16 protein-coding genes are annotated in these 15,653 nt (G+C 64.6%); 6 read left to right on the top strand and 10 right to left on the bottom strand.

Annotated features, from left to right (window positions below):
- Nucleotides 1-771: an IclR family transcriptional regulator gene (locus ACQY5B_RS00700; RefSeq protein WP_421917631.1), complete on the bottom strand. Its 771-nt coding sequence runs from the start codon at nucleotides 769-771 to the stop codon at nucleotides 1-3.
- A gap of 34 nt (nucleotides 772-805) precedes the next feature.
- Nucleotides 806-3,112 carry a molybdopterin-dependent oxidoreductase gene (locus ACQY5B_RS00695; protein ID WP_421917632.1) on the bottom strand — a complete coding sequence of 769 codons (2,307 nt, stop codon included), beginning with the start codon at nucleotides 3,110-3,112 and terminating at the stop codon, nucleotides 806-808.
- A gap of 103 nt (nucleotides 3,113-3,215) precedes the next feature.
- Between ACQY5B_RS00695 and metC the strand changes: the two genes are divergently transcribed.
- On the top strand, nucleotides 3,216-4,400 hold the full coding sequence (gene metC, locus ACQY5B_RS00690) for a cystathionine beta-lyase (protein WP_420328920.1): 1,185 nt from the start codon (nucleotides 3,216-3,218) through the stop codon (nucleotides 4,398-4,400).
- Between the two features lie 4 nt (nucleotides 4,401-4,404).
- Nucleotides 4,405-5,043, top strand: coding sequence for a VOC family protein (locus ACQY5B_RS00685; protein WP_420328918.1), 639 nt, complete (start codon nucleotides 4,405-4,407; stop codon nucleotides 5,041-5,043).
- Between the two features lie 11 nt (nucleotides 5,044-5,054).
- On the opposite strand, the gene ACQY5B_RS00680 is transcribed toward ACQY5B_RS00685, so the two are convergent.
- Nucleotides 5,055-5,954 (bottom strand): LysR family transcriptional regulator, encoded by a 900-nt coding sequence (locus tag ACQY5B_RS00680; RefSeq protein WP_420328915.1) that lies wholly within the window; start codon nucleotides 5,952-5,954, stop codon nucleotides 5,055-5,057.
- A 96-nt stretch (nucleotides 5,955-6,050) separates the two neighbouring features.
- On the opposite strand from ACQY5B_RS00680, the gene ACQY5B_RS00675 reads away from it, so the two are divergent.
- The 3 genes from ACQY5B_RS00675 to ACQY5B_RS00665 all read left to right on the top strand — a co-directional run bounded on the left by ACQY5B_RS00675 (nucleotide 6,051) and on the right by ACQY5B_RS00665 (nucleotide 7,696).
- On the top strand, nucleotides 6,051-6,347 hold the full coding sequence (locus tag ACQY5B_RS00675; RefSeq protein ID WP_420328914.1) for a DUF2218 domain-containing protein: 297 nt from the start codon (nucleotides 6,051-6,053) through the stop codon (nucleotides 6,345-6,347).
- 78 nt (nucleotides 6,348-6,425) lie between these two features.
- Nucleotides 6,426-6,920: a nuclear transport factor 2 family protein gene (locus ACQY5B_RS00670; protein ID WP_420328912.1), complete on the top strand. Its 495-nt coding sequence runs from the start codon at nucleotides 6,426-6,428 to the stop codon at nucleotides 6,918-6,920.
- Nucleotides 6,921-7,087: 167 nt separating this feature from the next.
- Nucleotides 7,088-7,696: a protein-methionine-sulfoxide reductase heme-binding subunit MsrQ gene (locus tag ACQY5B_RS00665; protein ID WP_420328910.1), complete on the top strand. Its 609-nt coding sequence runs from the start codon at nucleotides 7,088-7,090 to the stop codon at nucleotides 7,694-7,696.
- 67 nt (nucleotides 7,697-7,763) lie between these two features.
- On the opposite strand, the gene ACQY5B_RS00660 is transcribed toward ACQY5B_RS00665, so the two are convergent.
- From ACQY5B_RS00660 to ACQY5B_RS00645, 4 genes are all read right to left on the bottom strand, one after another.
- Nucleotides 7,764-8,366 carry an SDR family oxidoreductase gene (locus ACQY5B_RS00660; RefSeq protein WP_420328908.1) on the bottom strand — a complete coding sequence of 201 codons (603 nt, stop codon included), beginning with the start codon at nucleotides 8,364-8,366 and terminating at the stop codon, nucleotides 7,764-7,766.
- A 17-nt stretch (nucleotides 8,367-8,383) separates the two neighbouring features.
- Nucleotides 8,384-8,998 (bottom strand): glutathione S-transferase family protein, encoded by a 615-nt coding sequence (locus ACQY5B_RS00655; RefSeq protein WP_420328906.1) that lies wholly within the window; start codon nucleotides 8,996-8,998, stop codon nucleotides 8,384-8,386.
- Entirely contained in the window at nucleotides 8,995-10,371 is a 1,377-nt protein-coding gene (locus ACQY5B_RS00650) for an NAD-dependent succinate-semialdehyde dehydrogenase (protein WP_420328905.1), read from the bottom strand. The genes ACQY5B_RS00655 and ACQY5B_RS00650 overlap by 4 nt, the downstream gene beginning before the upstream one ends.
- A 134-nt stretch (nucleotides 10,372-10,505) precedes the next feature.
- The gene (locus ACQY5B_RS00645; protein ID WP_420328903.1) at nucleotides 10,506-11,186 is read right to left on the bottom strand and encodes a type 1 glutamine amidotransferase domain-containing protein; all 681 of its coding nucleotides are present in this window, start codon (nucleotides 11,184-11,186) and stop codon (nucleotides 10,506-10,508) included.
- 134 nt (nucleotides 11,187-11,320) lie between these two features.
- On the opposite strand from ACQY5B_RS00645, the gene ACQY5B_RS00640 reads away from it, so the two are divergent.
- A complete protein-coding gene (locus tag ACQY5B_RS00640; RefSeq protein WP_305969061.1) occupies nucleotides 11,321-12,223 on the top strand; it encodes a LysR family transcriptional regulator in 903 nt (300 codons plus the stop codon).
- Nucleotides 12,224-12,231: 8 nt separating this feature from the next.
- On the opposite strand, the gene ACQY5B_RS00635 is transcribed toward ACQY5B_RS00640, so the two are convergent.
- From ACQY5B_RS00635 to ACQY5B_RS00625, 3 genes are all read right to left on the bottom strand, one after another.
- Nucleotides 12,232-13,335, bottom strand: a complete 1,104-nt coding sequence (locus tag ACQY5B_RS00635) for an amino acid ABC transporter permease (protein WP_420328901.1) — start codon at nucleotides 13,333-13,335, stop codon at nucleotides 12,232-12,234.
- 2 nt (nucleotides 13,336-13,337) lie between these two features.
- Complete coding sequence (locus ACQY5B_RS00630; protein WP_420328899.1) at nucleotides 13,338-14,474, bottom strand: ABC transporter permease subunit; 1,137 nt, start codon at nucleotides 14,472-14,474, stop codon at nucleotides 13,338-13,340.
- Nucleotides 14,475-14,545: 71 nt separating this feature from the next.
- On the bottom strand, nucleotides 14,546-15,577 hold the full coding sequence (locus ACQY5B_RS00625) for a transporter substrate-binding domain-containing protein (protein WP_420328897.1): 1,032 nt from the start codon (nucleotides 15,575-15,577) through the stop codon (nucleotides 14,546-14,548).
- Nucleotides 15,578-15,653 lie beyond the last annotated feature (76 nt).

The raw sequence follows: 15,653 nt of genomic DNA, 5'->3' as shown, positions 1-15,653 counted from the left end.
TCAGCCGTGGCCCAGCTTTTGCGAGACAGAGCGGGCCGCGTGCGACACCAGCGCCCCGTAACGGTCGACGCCGCCCTCGGGCAGGTTGATGTCCGGCAGGGAGATCCCCAGCGCACCGACCGGCTCGCCCCCGGGCAGCGTGATCGGTGCGCCAAAGCTCAGGATGCGGTCGCGGAACTCACCGGTGTCATAGGCATAGCCGCGCTTCAGCGTTGCCTCGATATCGGCATCCAGCCCGGCAAGATCGGTGATCGTCCGGTCTGTATGCGCCACCAGTTCCGCACCGACCTGATCGCGCAGCTTGTCATATTCGGCGGCCAGGATCGCCTTGCCGGTGCCCACGCAATGCAACGGTGCTGTGCCGCCGATCGTGTTCCAGGACCGGATCGGTTTCTGGCTGTCGATCTTGTCGATATAGACGATGGACAGGCTTTCACGCACCGCGAGATAGACCGCCTCGCCGGTTTCCTTCGACAGGTAGGCCAGTTCCGGCGCCGCCAGTTCGCGCAGGTTCAGGTTCTCGACAGACGCGCGCCCCACGCGCCACGTCTTCAACGTGGCGGCATAGGTCTTGTCCGGCAGATGCTGAACATAGCCCAGCGTCGCCAGCGTCTGCAAAAGCCGAAAGGTGTTTGACTTGGTCAGGCCCAATTCCTTGGACAGTTCCGTGACGCCCTTGCCCTGCTGCGACCCGACGAGGTTTTCGAGGATGGCAAGCCCCTTGGACAGCGTGGAATCGACCTTGGGTTCTTTCGCTGGGGCCTGGCTCATCTTGTTTCCCGTTCCATTTTGGACTTGGTAGCACCTACGCCCCGGCTTCGAAAGGTGGCGGTTGGTGCGCCTCGACCGTGGGCAGGTCCTCGTCAAAGCGACGCAGGTCCACCAGCGCGGAATGCGCTGCCGGGCTTTGCGTCAGGGCCGAGGTCCGCAGGTCATGGGTCAGGACGTTGGGATTGCCGTGCCGGTCGCGGGCCTGCGGCGCGCTGAAATCGGGATCGTACCACGCCCCGGTCCAGAGAAAGACGCAGCCCTGCTGGATCTTTGGCGTCACCCGCGCGCCGGCAAGGCAGCGGCCCCGTCCATTGAACAGCTCCACCACGTCGCCATCCGTGATCCCCCGACTGGCCGCGTCATCGGGATGGATCAGCACCGGTTCCCGCCCCCGCACCTTGTGGCTGAGGCTGTAGGCGCCGTTGTCCAGCTGGCTGTGCAGCCGGGTCTTTGGCTGACCGGAAAGTAGCGCAAGCGGATACCGCGCCCCCTGCCCCGCCGCCTGATCGCGCGGCACGAACCACGCGGCGTGCCCCTTGCAGTCCGGCAGGTCGAACCCGGCAATTGCCTCCGAGTACAACTCGATCCTGCCGCTGGGTGTCGGCAGGCTGTTGGCCACCGGATCGGCGCGATAGTCGGCCATGAACACCTGCTTCGGGCTGGGGTCCGGCAGGGTAATCACGTCACCGGCCAGGAAGGTCTCCCAATCTGGCAGGTCGCATCCCGCCTCCTGCGCGCGGTGGCGCGTGACCTCCCAGATCTCGCGCAGCCAATCATCGGCGGACTTGCCTTCGGTAAAGGCCTCAGCGGTGCCCAGGCGTGCCGCCAGGTCGGCGTAGATATCGTATTCGATGCGCGCCTCACCCTCGGGTGGGACAAGCTGCGGCATGGGCACCAGCCCGTTGTCGGATTTGCCCGCCCCGAAATCCGTCCTCTCCTGCGCGGCGGCGACGGGCAGCACGATATCGGCGTGCCGGGCGGTGGCGGTCCAGTTCACCTCGTTGACGATGATCGTTTCCGGCGTCTGGAACGCGGCGTGCAGGCGGTTGAGGTCCTGGTGGTGATGGAACGGATTGCCCCCGGCCCACCAGACAAGGCGCACGTTCGGGAAGACCCTCTCTTGCCCTTGGTACTGGTACGTACCGCCGGGGTTCAGCAGCATCTCGCTGATCATCGCCACGGGGATGAAGTCCTGTACCGGGTTCTGGCCCTGGGGCAGCGTCCCCCAGCGGAACAGTCGTTCGATGTTGCCGATATTGGCGTTCACGCCGTAGCCCACGGTATAGCCGCCGCCGGGCAGGCCGATCTGACCCAGCATCGCGGCCAGGGTGATCGCCATCCACATCGGCTGTTCGCCATGGTCCGTGCGCTGCACCCCGGCGGCCACGCTGATCATCGTACGGCCGGCCGCCATGCGCCGTGCCAATGCTCGGATGTCCTCGGCCTCGATCCCTGTCTGTTCCGCGGCCCAGTCGGCGTCCTTGGGCGCGCCGTCCTCGTGGCCCAGCAGGTAGGTTTCCACCTTGTCGAAGCCGACGGCGTAGGTGTTCAGGAACTCCGGGTCATGAAGGTTCTCGACCAGCAGGGTATGCGCCAATCCCATCATCAGCGCGGTGTCGCTGCCGGGTCGGACCGGCATCCACTCTGCCTTCAGCACGTCTTCGGCATCGCTGCGCAGCGGGCTGATGTTGACAAAGGACACCCCGGCCTTGGCGCAGGCGGCCAGGTTGTCGCTCATCCGGTGGCGGGCCACGCCGCCGTCGCTGACCTGCGTGTTGCGCAGTGCCATGCCGCCGAACATCACTACAAGGTCGCTGTGTTCAGCGATCACGCGCCACCGCGTGGCCCGAGCCACATGAGACCGATACGGCCCGACGATATGCGGCATCAGACCCAGCGCGGCATTGTAGCTGTAGTTGCCCTCGGAGCGGACAAAGCCACCGATCGTGTTCAGAAAGCGTTTCAGCTGCGACTGCGCATGGTGAAAGCGCCCGGCGCTGGACCATCCGTAAGAGCCCGCAAAAATGCCGGTATTCCCGTGCGTCTCGCGCACCCGCGTCAGTTCTGCCGCGATCAGGTCCAGCGCGCGGTCCCAGTCCACCTCGACAAAGCTGTCCTGTCCGCGCGGCACGGCCCCCGGCTTGCCCTCCAGCCAGCTTTTGCGGACGGCTGGCCGCCGGACGCGGGCGCGGCCATGCAGGCTGCCGGGGATGTTCTGGTTGATCGGCGAAGCCGCCGGATCCCCCGGATGCCCGTTTACGGCAGTGACCTTGCCACCTTCGACGGTGGCCAGCCCGACGCCCCAGTGGCTTGCGGTCAGTTTCCCTTGATGTTCGCTCATGGCTCACCTTTTTTGTGCCGACATAGAAAACAAGTATTCTGAATATTGACACAATGTGCCGTCACTGTCATCCTGAAATCAATCCGTCACAAGAGTCAAAACGATGCCGCTTTCAGATCCACCAATCGCTGACGGGCTGGTCCGGTGGGGCCGCCCGGACCGTGCCGAGGGCCGACACGTCAACATGCCGATCGAGCTTGGCTCGACCATGGTGTTCGACACGCTGGCCGCCTTCGAGGCCGCGCGCGACGCCCGTTACCAAAGTGGAACACCGTACTACGGCCGATACGGCAATGCAGCGACCGCCAAGCTGGAACAGATGCTGGCGCGGCTGGAAGGGGCGCAGGGGGTGACGCTGACTTCTTCGGGGGTGGCCGCGATCACGCTGACCCTGCTGACATATGCCCGACCGGGTTCCCACCTGCTGGTGGCCGATCATGTCTATGGCAACACGCGCGCCTTCTGCGACACGGTGCTGACCCGCATGGGGGTCGAAATCACTTTTTTCGACCCGATGATCGGCGCCGGGATCGCCGGCCTGATCCGCCCCGACACCTGCGCAGTCATGTTCGAGGCGCCGGGCTCGGGCACCTTCGAGGTGCCAGACATCCCCGCCATTGCCGGTGCCGCCCGCGCGGCGGGCATTCCGTCGATCCTCGACGGCACATGGGCGACGCCGATCTTCTGCCAGCCGCTGACGCTGGGTGTGGACGTGGTGGTGGCCTCCATGTCGAAATACCTCAGCGGGCATTCGGATTGCATGATGGGCATGATCGCCAGCACGGCCGAGCACGCCATGCCCATCCGCAAGACCGTGATGGCCGTGGGTGACAAGACCGGCGGGCAAGAGGTCGCCCTTGCGCTGCGCGGTCTGCGCACGCTCAAGATCCGGATGGAGCATTTCGACAAGGCCGGGCGTGAGATGGCCGCCTGGTTCGCCCGGCAGCCACAGGTGAAACGCGTGCTGCATCCCGCCATGCCCTCCTGCCCCGGTCATGCCTTCTGGAAGCGCGATTTCAGCGGTGCGGCGGGACTGTTCGGCGTGGTCTTTCACCCCTGCGGCGACGACCGGATCCGCGCCTTTGTCGATGCGCTGCATCACTTCGGCATCGGCGTCAGCTGGGGCGGCTACGAAAGCCTCGTCCTGCCGGTCACACCTCAGCGCAGCGCGGGCACCTGGACCGAAGATGGCCAGCTTGTCCGTTTCAACATCGGGCTGGAGGACACCGACAGCCTGAAGGCCGACCTTGCCGCCGCCCTGCCCCTTCTCAACACCGCATCGGAGTAGACCCATGCACAACAAGATCGACCATTTCGCCATCGGCGCGGACACTCTGGATCAAGGCGTTGCCGCGATGGAGGCCAAGCTAGGCGTGATCGTGCCGCGCGGCGGCAAGCATGACGCCATGAGCACGCACAACTGCGTCATGCAGTCCGGCAACGAAAGCTTTTTCGAACTGATCGCCATTGATCCTGACGCCTCCGCCGATCCCGGCCGGACCCGCTGGTTCACGCTGGACGAGCCGGCGACAAAGGCCAGGCTGGCCGAACGCCCGCGCGCGCTGTGCTGGGTGGTGGGCACCGATGACCTGGACGCGGTGATCGCTGCCAGCCCCGTGGACCTGGGCGAGGTCGTCCTGTTCACGCGCGGAGAGCGATCCTGGCGGCTGACGGTGCCGAAGGACGGAAGCCTGCCGATGGGCGGCCTCTTGCCCGCCTTCATTGAATGGTCCCCCGGCCCGCACCCCAGCACCGGCCAGCAGGATCTAGGCGTGCGCCTGGAATCGGTGCACCTGTCGCACCCGGACCCGGACCACCTGCTTGGCATTCTGAAGGCGCTGCAGGTCGATCACCTAGCCGAGATCAGCGCCGGGGACCCCGCCCTGTCCTTTGCAGTGACCTCACCCATCGGCCTCGTGATCCTCGACTGACCGCAGCTTGATCAGGCGTCCTGAACAAGCTCTTGATACCACTCCGCGACAAAGCGCACGAACAGCAGCGTCAGGCTTTCGCGGCGCGAGGTATCCGGCCAGACGGCAAAGAAGCCCAGCGGGATCAGACGCCAGTCCGGCAGCAGGCGCACCAGCCTGCCCTCGGCCTCGCCACGGGCGGCGAGGTGTTCGGGCAGGACCGTCGCGCCGAGGTTCTGGCAGGTAAAGTGATAAAGCGCATCGACGCTATCCACCTCCAGCCGCGACTGGCCCAGAACCTTTACCGTCTCGCCCTTTGGCCCGTAGAGTGTGGGATATTCCGAACGATGCTTGTAGCGCAGCCAGTCCCAGTCCTCCATCTCTGACGGGTGCGCCGGGCGCGGGCGTGTGGCGGCATAGCCTGTCCCGGCCACCAGCGCCCGGTCGCTCTCCCCCAGCTTGCGCGACATCATCGAACTGTCGTCCAGCCATCCGGCCCGGATGTTCACGTCGAATCCGTCCTCCAGCAAATCGGTGCGCCCGTCGGTGAAACTGACCGACAGCGCGACCTGCGGGTGGCGGCGCACGAATTCCGCGAAGGCCGTGGCCAGCGCGGACGAGGACATGAAGGCCGGCATGGACACCCGCAACGCGCCCACCGGCTCCAGTGACAGGGCGTTCAGCTCGTTCAACCCGTTCTCGGCGCTGCGCAGCATCTCGGCCACGCGGGCGTAAAACATGCGCCCTTCGTTGGTCAGCGCGATCTTGCGCGTCGTCCGGTAAAGCAGCGTCACGCCTAGGAACTCTTCCAGCTCGGACACGGTCTCGCTGACCCGCGAGGGGGCAAGACCGATGGCCTTGGCCGCGGCGCGGAACGATCCTTCGTCGACGACCCGTGCAAAGATCGCCATGTGGCGCAGATGCTCGATCATTGTTCTGCTTGCCCGAACTATATGGTCTGGAGACAGGGAATACCCGGATCAATGTGCCGGGGATAGATGGTTCGTGCAACAGGACGGAGCATCGACATGAACGCCAACGCCTTCTTCACCACGGAAAACACCCACCGCTACCTGGGCACGCTCTGCAAGCATTTCGGCCACAAGGTTCCGGTCACCTTAGACACCGGCGCGGGCCGGATCGAGCTGCCATTTGGCCAGTGCGATCTGCGCGCAGATGCCACCGGCCTGCACCTGGCCGTCTCGACCAGGGATCGGCCCGCCCTCGACAAGGCGATCGACGTCATCTCCAGCCACCTTGACCGCTTTGCCTTCCGCGAAACTCCGGAGCTGACCTGGACCATCACCGAGAGCGCCGGGGCCTGACGCCCGCCCATGCCCGGCGACGATGCCCCGGAAAACGAAGCCGGCAATTCAAGACCCCCATCAACCAAGGAGCATAACATGAACCGCAGAACCCTTTTGACCACCTCGCTGGGCGCGACGCTCGCCGCCCTTCTCGCACAACACGCAGGCGCACAGACAATGGACGACCGGACACAAGCCAGCTTTGACACGGTCATGGCCTTCATGGGCGCGATGGGATCGGGCGACATGGAAGCGATGGGCCGCCTGATGGCCGATGACATGGTCTGGCACAACGAGGGCGACGGCAGCCTGCCCTGGATCGGCGGAGCGAAAGGCAAGGAAAACATCTTTGCCTTCCTCGCCGTGTTCTCCGAGAACCTGCAGACGACCAAGTGGGAAAACACCGACGCCTTCGTCTCGGGCGATACGGTTGCCGTCTTTGGCAAGATGAACGGCATCACGCCCCATTCCGGCCAGGAAATCGGCGAGTTCACGTTCGCCCTGCGCGCCAAGGTCCGCGATGGCGAGGTCGTGCTGTGGCACTGGTTCGAGGACAGCTTTGCCGTCAGCCAAGCCTATCACGGCCGCTAGGCACAGGCCGGGCGTCGAGCCGGTTCTTCCGCCGCCCGCATCATACCTGGACCGATTATTTCTGCGCGCTGCGCAACGGAGCGCGACGGGAATGCTGCGCTGCAACGTGACAGTCCAGACCGATCCATCCGGCCAGGCGGTCGGTCCCTCCAGGAAAGGCAACCGACATGCTGTCTCGACTCTCTCCCTATTGGCTCTGGGCGCTGATGGCGCTGCCGGGTCTTGCCATCAGCGCCGGCATCCTCGGCGCGACCGACGCCACCGCCACTGCGGCCGCCATTCACGAGGCGCTGCATCCCACCGGCGAATTCGCCGCGCGCTTCATGATCATCGCCATGCTGGCCTCGCCGCTGGCGCTGGTGTTCAAGGGGCGGCGCGGGCCGCGCTGGCTGAAGAAGAACCGCCGTTACTTCGGCGTTGCTGCCTTCGGCTACGCCCTGGCGCATACGGTGCTCTACCTTGTCGACCTTTCCTCCATGCAGAAGGTCCTGACCGACCTGCCGAAATTCTACATCTGGACCGGTTGGATCGCCTTCGTGATCTTCGTGCCGCCGGCCGTCACCTCGTCGGACTATTTCGTGCGCAAGATGGGCCGCAATTGGAAGACGCTGCAACGCTGGACCTATGCCGCCGCCGTCCTGACCCTGCTGCACTGGGCGGCGCAGCATGACTGGGGCGGGCTTGGCCCGTCGCTTGTCCACTTTGTCCCGCTGACCCTGCTAGAGGCCTATCGCCTCTGGTACTGGTATCTGCGCCCGCGCCCGCAGGTTGCGTGAACGCAGGGGCCTGCCCCGGTCTCGGGACAGGGACTTGCGCCCTGCGCGACCTTGACGGTCGGCCCCCTCAGGCCGATTGCATGTTCACCGCCTGGCCGTCCAGCGTTCCGCTGGTCGCTGCCGTGCACAGAACCGCGGCCACGTCGGCGCGGGTCGCCTCGGCGGACACGTTCACCTCGTCGCCGAGAACGACCTCGGCGCTGCGACCCGCATCCGTCAGGGCAACGGGGCGCAGAATGGCGTAGGTTAATCCGGATGATTTCAGATGTTCGTCCGCGTCATGTTTGGCCTTCAGATAATGCGCCAGCTTCCCCGACGGGTCAGTCTGGTCCGCGCCGATGGAACTGAGCATGACGAACCGTTCGACGCCCGCGTCCCTGGCCAGATCGACCAGCCGGATCGCCCCTTGGCGGTCGACCTTCTCTGTCATCTCGGGGCCTGTCGACCCGCCAGAGCCCGCCGCGAAAACAACCACATCTGCGCCGTCACAGACGCCCGGTTGCAGGTTCGCCAGGTCGCCCTGCCGCAGCTTCGCTCCTTCGGGCAACGCGCCCGTGTCGGAACTATCGCGGACAAGTGCCGTCACCTCATGGCCCTGGTCCAACAGGTCACGGGTCAGAATACGTCCGGTTTTGCCGGTCGCGCCGGCGATGAGAATGCTCTTGGGCATGTCGGATCCTTTCGATGTCAGGCAGGCGGTGCCATCGGCCCCGTGGCCTGCGTGGTGGCGATGTAGCCGGGCTGTGCCTGAAGGGCGGTCCAATAGGCGGCGACGGTCGGATGGTCGGCCAGCAGGTCGAACCGCGCCAAAAGCGCGATGATGTACGAGATCTGGATGTCCGCCAGTGTCGCGGTATCGCCGAACAGCAGGGGCCCTTCGCCGATGGCCTGCGCGATGTAGTCGAGGTGCCGGGTCAGCGCGGCGCGCGCGTCCTCTGGCACCGGCTGACCTCGGAACGCCGGCAGGATCACCTGCAAGGCCACCGGAGCCAGCGAGGCTTCGACATAGTCCAGCAGCGCTTCGTGGCGCCAGAACTCTGCCGTGCCGCGCGCAGGCGCATGGCTGTCGTCGCCGTATTTCGCCGCGAGGTAGCGCAGGATCGTGGCGGATTCGGCGATCGTCTCACCGCCGTCCTGGATCACCGGGGATTTGCCCAGCGGATGCACATCGGCCAGCGCCTCGGGGGCGCGAAAGGCATCGGTGCGGTCATAATCCATCCGGTTGCAGGGCTGGCCAAGATCGGCCAGCAACCACAACACGCGGGTCGCGCGAGAGTATTTCAGGGCATGCAGCGTGATCACGGCAGGAAGATCGCCTTTGCGTTGGTGAATTCCTTCATGCCAAAGCCGCCGTGTTCACGCCCGTAGCCCGAATCCTTGACCCCGCCGAAGGGCATGTTCGGATCAGCTGCGCCAAAGGAGTTTATCCGCACCATGCCGGTGTCGAAATGGTCGCGGGCCAGTTTCAGCGCGTGCTCTTCGTCCTTGCAGAAGATCCCGCCGCCCAGACCGTAACGGCTGTCATTTGCCAGACGCATCGCGTCCTCGTCGTTCTTGGCGCGGATCACGGCGGCGACCGGGCCAAAGATCTCGTCATCATAGGCTGGCATCCCCGGCGCCACCTCCGCCAGCACGGTCGCCGGGTAAAAGGCGCCGGTCCGGTCGGGCGCCTCGCCGCCGCACAGCGCCTTGGCGCCCTTGGCGACGCTCTGGTCCACCTGTTCTTCGACGGTCTCGAACTGGTCCTCGCTGGACAGCGGGCCAAGCTGGACGTCCTCATCCATCGGATCGCCCATCTTGATCGACTTCATCTGTTCGACAAAGGCCGACACGAAGGCATCATAGACCTTGTCCGCCACGACAAAGCGCTTGGCCGACACGCAGGTTTCGCCGTTGTTGTACAGCCGCCCCATGACCGAGTATTTCACGGCCGTCTCGATATCGGCATCCTCAAGCACGAGGTAGGCGTCGTTAGATCCCAGCTCCAGCACGGTTTTCTTCAGCGCCTTCGATGCAACGCTGCCCACGTGGCGGCCCGCGCCATCGCTGCCGGTCAATGTCACGCCGCGCACTAGCGGGTGCTGGATCAGGTTGTCGCTGGTGTCATGGTCGATCAGGATGACCTGGAACAGATCCTTGGGCAGGCCAGCCTCGATGCATAACTCGCGCAGACGCAGGCCGGACCCGGTGCAGATGCTGGCATGTTTCAGCACGCAGGCATTGCCCGCCATCAGATTGGCGGCCAACACGCGGACCGGCTGGTACAGCGGAAAATTCCACGGCTGGATCGAATAGATCACCCCGATCGGCTGATGCGTGACGATGCCGCGCGACCCCTTTCGGCCATGCGTGCGCTCTTCATCGGCCAGGACGTCGGGCCCGTTCTCTGCGGAATACTCGAAGATCGCAGCGCAGATTTCGACCTCCATCTTGCCGTCGCGCAACAGCTTGCCGGTCTCGCGCGTCATCAGTTCGGCCAGCTCATCGGTATGGGCGCGCAGCACCTCGGCGATTTTCGTCAGGTAGGGCGCGCGTTGGGCATGGGACAGCTGCCGCCACTCCAGAAAGGCGGCATGGGCGGCCTCCAACTTTTGTACGGCCTCCTGTTCGCTCATCATCGGATAGGTCTGGATCGTCTCACCCGTTGCCGGGTTCCTCGTGGTGATCGTGGACATGGTATCTCCTGTCTTCGTTGCAGGGCCAACGGCTCAAGGCACAAGGCGTTCCCCACCCCGCCCGTGATCACCAAGACGTTATTCGGATCCTCGGCGCTGCTGCGCCACCCCGGCGGGGGTGGCGCAGCATGGCATCAAAGCAACGCCAGCACCTTCTCTGCTGCCGCCTCGGACGAGGCCGGGTTCTGGCCCGTCACCAGTCGCCCGTCGGCAACGGCGTGCGGCTGCCAGTCCGCGACGCTCTCGAAATTCGCGCCCAGCTCGCGCAGGCGGGTTTCCAGCAGGAAGGGCACCGCATCGGCAAGGCCCACGCCATGTTCCTCGCTGTCGGTAAATGCGGACACCTTGCGGCCCCTCACGATGGGATCGCCGTTTGCGTCCACCGCCTGGGCAAAGGCCGCAGGCCCGTGACAGACTGAGGCGACGACCTTGCCGTTGTCCCAGGCGGTGCCGATGACCTTGGCCACCAGATCGCTGGTCGCCAGATCGTACATCGCGCCATGTCCGCCGGGGATGTAGAGCGCGTCGTAGGTTGTCACGTCCTCGTCCTCCAGCTTCCCGGGGTTTTCCAGCAACTCGGTGGCCTCTGCATCGGCCCGGAACCGGGTGACTGAGGCCGGGGCATCATCGCCGGTCACGTCCGAATTCGGGTCGATCGGGACGGCCTTGCCGCCAAGCGTGACCAGTTTCACTTGATGGCCCGCGTCGAGGAAGGCGTAATAGGGGGTCGCCAGTTCCTCGTACCAGACGCCGGTGGGTTTGCCTGTCTCGCCCAGAACGTCGGATGCGGTGGAAAGGATCAGAATGCGTGCCATGTGGAGGGTCTCCTTGATGTATGCGTGTCAGCGCGTTGGCATATTTGCCGTGAACGCGTCGACGCAGATTTAGGTTGCCCATGGCCGATCAAGAAATTGATGCAGGCAACGTCAGAAATCGATATTTCGGAGATATGACACCGGACATTTCTCTCTTGCGGGTCTTCCATGCGATCATGGAGGAACGCAACGTCACCGCCGCCGCGCAACGACTGGGCCAGTCCCAAAGCACCGTCAGCGCGGCGCTCTCCCGTCTGCGCGAGGCGCTGGGGGATGAGCTGTTCCTGCGGGCGCGCTACGGCGTGGAGCCGACCGAAAAGGCGCTTGAAATCGCGCCGGACATCGCCGCCGGGCTGGAGCGGCTGGAACAGGCCTTTCGCAGCGCCGAGCCCTTTGATCCCGCCCGTACCACGCGCCGGTTCCGGCTGCTGCTCGGCCCCTATGCCGAAATTGTGCTTGCGCCTGAACTGGCGGCGGCCTTTGCGGCAAAGGCTCCATCCGCCCGGCTGGAGATCGCGCCCATCGGACCAGACCTGGATCCGCGCCATCTGGCCGGGCGCGCCTTTGACCTGGCCATCGGGCGCTTCGCCACCCCGCCACAGGACCTGGTGGTGTCGGAACTGTTTCGCGACGGCTTTCGCTGCATCGTGGCCCCGCAAGCCCTGCCAGAGGGCGCCGCGCTGGACCGGGACCTGTACGAACGGCTGCCGCATGTGGTCGTGGCGCCCCCGGGAAACTGGCGCACCGGGGTCCACAAACGCACAGAGGCGACCGGGTTGAGACGCAACACCGCTGTCGTGGTCTCACATTTCCTGACCGCCGCGCCAACTGTCCTGCGCCTTGGCGGCATTGCCACGGTTCCGGCGCGGGTGGCCACGATGACCGCCCGGCCCTACGGTCTGCGCAACATGGAGGTGCCGGTGGACCTGGGCACCTTCCCCAGCCAGATCGCCTGGCACCCGCACCTGCGCCGGGATCAGGGCCACGTCTGGCTGCGAGACCTCATATCAGGGATCATCGCCGCCTCGGTGACCTGAAGCCGCGTCTAGCGTTCGGACAGGGCCATCCGACCTTTCAGGTACTCGCCGTATTGACCCAGCGAAAAGATGAAGACCCAGTAGATCGCCGCCACGAAGAGGTAGACCTCGATGTAGTAGGGCGCCCAGTCCGCCGTGCCGAAGGCCGTCTTGCCAGAGGCGAGAATGTCGAAGAAGCCGATGATGGTCACAACCGCCGTTTCCTTGAAGGTCACAACCACCATGTTGATCGTGCTGGGCAGCGCGTGGCGAAAAACCTGCGGCAGCACGATCCGCCCCATGATGTTCCAATAGCCAAGGCCAAGCGCCTTGCCCGCCTCGACCTGGCCCTTGGGGATCGCCTGGAATCCACCGCGAAAGACCTCTGCCTGGTAGCAGGCAAAGAACAGCGCAAATGCCAGGATCACGCGCCAGATCTTGTCTCCTTCCAGCCAGCCGGGCAGGAACAGCGGCACCACCACCGCCGCCGTGAACAGCGTCGTGACCAGGGGCAGCGACCTGATAGTGTCGATGATGATCATGGCAAACCACTTGACTACCGGCATGTCGGACCGCCGCATCAGAGCCAGGCCCAACCCCATCGGCATCCCCAAGAGCACAACCGCCGCAAACAGGAACAGCGTCAGCGACAGCCCGCCCCAGCCGTCCGTCGTGACCTGTTGCAGGCCCAGCAGGCTGCCCTCCATCAGCAGGTAATAGGCGGCAAAGCCCACAACCCACAGAACCGCCAGGCGGGCGGGCTGCCACATGGCCGGAATGCACGACAGCAGCACGGTGGCGACGATGGCTATGGCGGCCAGTGTCGATCGCCAGTGTTCCTCGAACGGGTAGGTGCCGAACAGGATCAGCCGGTGACGCGCGTCGATCACCGCCCAGCAGGCACCGCCGTGGCCGCATTGATCGACGTTGTCCCTGGACCAGACCGCATGCACCACGGCCCAGTCCACAAAGCGCCACATAATATAGGTCAGCAGCGCAAAGACCAGCACCGACACCGCCGCCGCCAGCGGCGAGCCGAAGCCGTATTTCAAGAACTTTGTCCGCGCGATCTGCACCCGGCTGGGCGGTGTGAGGCCCATCGGTGCGGGCGCGGCAATCTCTGTCAGTGCCATCGTCAGTGCTCCTTCAGTTGCAGGCGCGCGTTCAGCCAGTTGGTGAAAATCGCGATGGAATAGTTGATGGCGAGAAAGGTCAGCATCAGCATCAGGATCAATTCCAGCGTCTGGCCCGACTGGCTGATCGAGTTGACGGTGATGTAGAACAGGTCGCTGAAGCCGATGGCAATGCCGATGGTCGTGGCCTTCATCATGAAGATCCACTGGTTGCCCAAGGGCGGGATGATGCTGCGCAGCGCCATGGGCACCTTGATCCGCGCCCAGATCGCGGCCCGTGTCAGGCCAAGCGCCTGCCCCGCCTCGACCAGCCCGCGCGGCACCTGCGCCAGCCCGCCACGTACGATCTCGGCGATATAGGCGCTGCCATAAAGAGTGATCGAGGCCACCAGCGCGAACAGTTCGATCGGGACAGAGACACCGCCGCGAAACCGCAGGCCCTGCAATTCGGGGAGCGACAGCAGGCTTTCCCCCTCAGGCCGGAACGAAACGGCCATCACCAATATCATCGCGACACTGCCGCCAAGCCAGACCGCCAGCCCGCGCCAGAGCGTCACCTTGGCCAGGATCAGCCCGATGGCCAGCGCAAGACATGCGCCCAGCATCGCAACCGCCACCCAAGGGCTGACGTTCAGCCCCGGCAGCATCAGCCCCCGTCCGGACAGAAAGGCCACGTCGCCAAGGCTGATGGCCTGCCGCGGTCCGCCGATGTGGATCAGCAGCGCGTAGAGAAAAACCGCCTGCAGGATCAGCGGGATGTTGCGAAAGATCTGCACATAGACATTCGCAGCGAAATTCAGCGCCGGGTGTCGCGCATCGCGCATCGTCCCCACGACAAAGCCAAAGATGGTGGTGGTGACGATACAGGTGAACCCCACGAACAGCGTATTCAGCAGACCGATGAACAGGGTGTAGGCATAGGGATCGTTGATCGACCGCTCGACCAGCGAGAACGAGTAGTTCCAGCCGGTACCCCGTTCCAGGAAGGCAAACCCGCTGGTCATGTTCAGGCGCGTCAGGTTGTATTGGGCGTTGGATACCGCACCCCAGACGGCCAGGACCGTGATGATGAGGATCGTTCCCTGAACGATCAGTTTGCGCCGTTTGACCCGTGTGCGCAGCTGTTCTGCCGATTGCATGATACGTCCCTTGCGTCCTGTTCGGAAAACGGGCCGCCCCCGACAGGGCGCGGCCCGGGATGGTCACGTCATCAATCAAGGATCGGCGCGTACAGCACGCCGCCGTGGCTCCACAGGTTATTCAGCCCGCGGTCCAGCTTGTAGGGGCTGTCCTTGCCAAGGTTGCGGTCGTAGATCTCGCCAAAGTTGCCGACGGCGGCGATCATGTCGCGCGCCCAGGTATCGCGCAGACCCAGACGCTCGCCCATGCCCGGCTCGACACCCAGCAGGCGCGCGACGCGCGGGTTGGCCGGGTTGGCCGCCATGTCATTGACGTTTTCAGAGGTCACGCCTTCTTCCTCGGCGATCAGCAGCGCCGACAGCATCCAGTTCACCACATCGACAAAGCCTTCGTCGCCCTGGCGCATCGCAGCGGCGATGGGTTCGGCAGATAGCTGGTCGGACAGGATCACATGGGCGTCGGGATCGCCGATCTCGGTCGCGCGCAGCACGGCCAGGAACGGACCCCAGGCGGCAAAGGCATCGCAGCGGTTGGCAAGGTAAGCAGACCGCAGTTCCGCCGCGCTTTCATAGGACACCATGTCATGTTCGATGCCCTCTGTGGACAGGTAGTTGGCCACCAGGCGCTCGATCGTGGTGCCCGCCTCGACGCAGATCACGCCACCTTCGAGGCCCGCGACGTCCGTCACGCCCAGATCGCCATGCGCCATCAGCTGCGCGCCGCCAAAGAAATAGGGCAAGCTGAATTGCAGACCCTGTTCCGTGTCGCGGCCCATCGTCCAGCCTGTGGCCTTGATGATCACGTCCACATCGCCCGATTGCAGCGCCGGGAACCGCTGCGCCCAGCTGAGCGGCACGATCTGGTTCTTGTCCGGATCGCCAAGAATCGCGGTGGTCAGGGCGCGGCACAGGTCGATGTCCAGGCCTTTCCACTCGTTGTTGTCGTTCACCTCGACAAAGCCAAAGTAGCTGCCGTTGTGACCCGAGCACAGCAGCATTCCCCGTTCCTCGATCTGCTTTACCGTCGCGCTTTCGGCGAGGGCGATTTGCGGCGCCATCAGTGACGCCGCAACCATCGCGCTGGCGGCCAGAACCCTATGCATGAGTCATCTCCATGTGTTGTATATCAGAACATGTGTATTGCTATGCAGCATGTGAAGCATGTAACAACGAGTCAAC

The sequence above is a fragment of the Antarctobacter sp. genome, assembly GCF_965277915.1.
GTDB lineage: Bacteria > Pseudomonadota > Alphaproteobacteria > Rhodobacterales > Rhodobacteraceae > Antarctobacter.
This window is presented reverse-complemented; position numbering and strand designations above follow the sequence as displayed.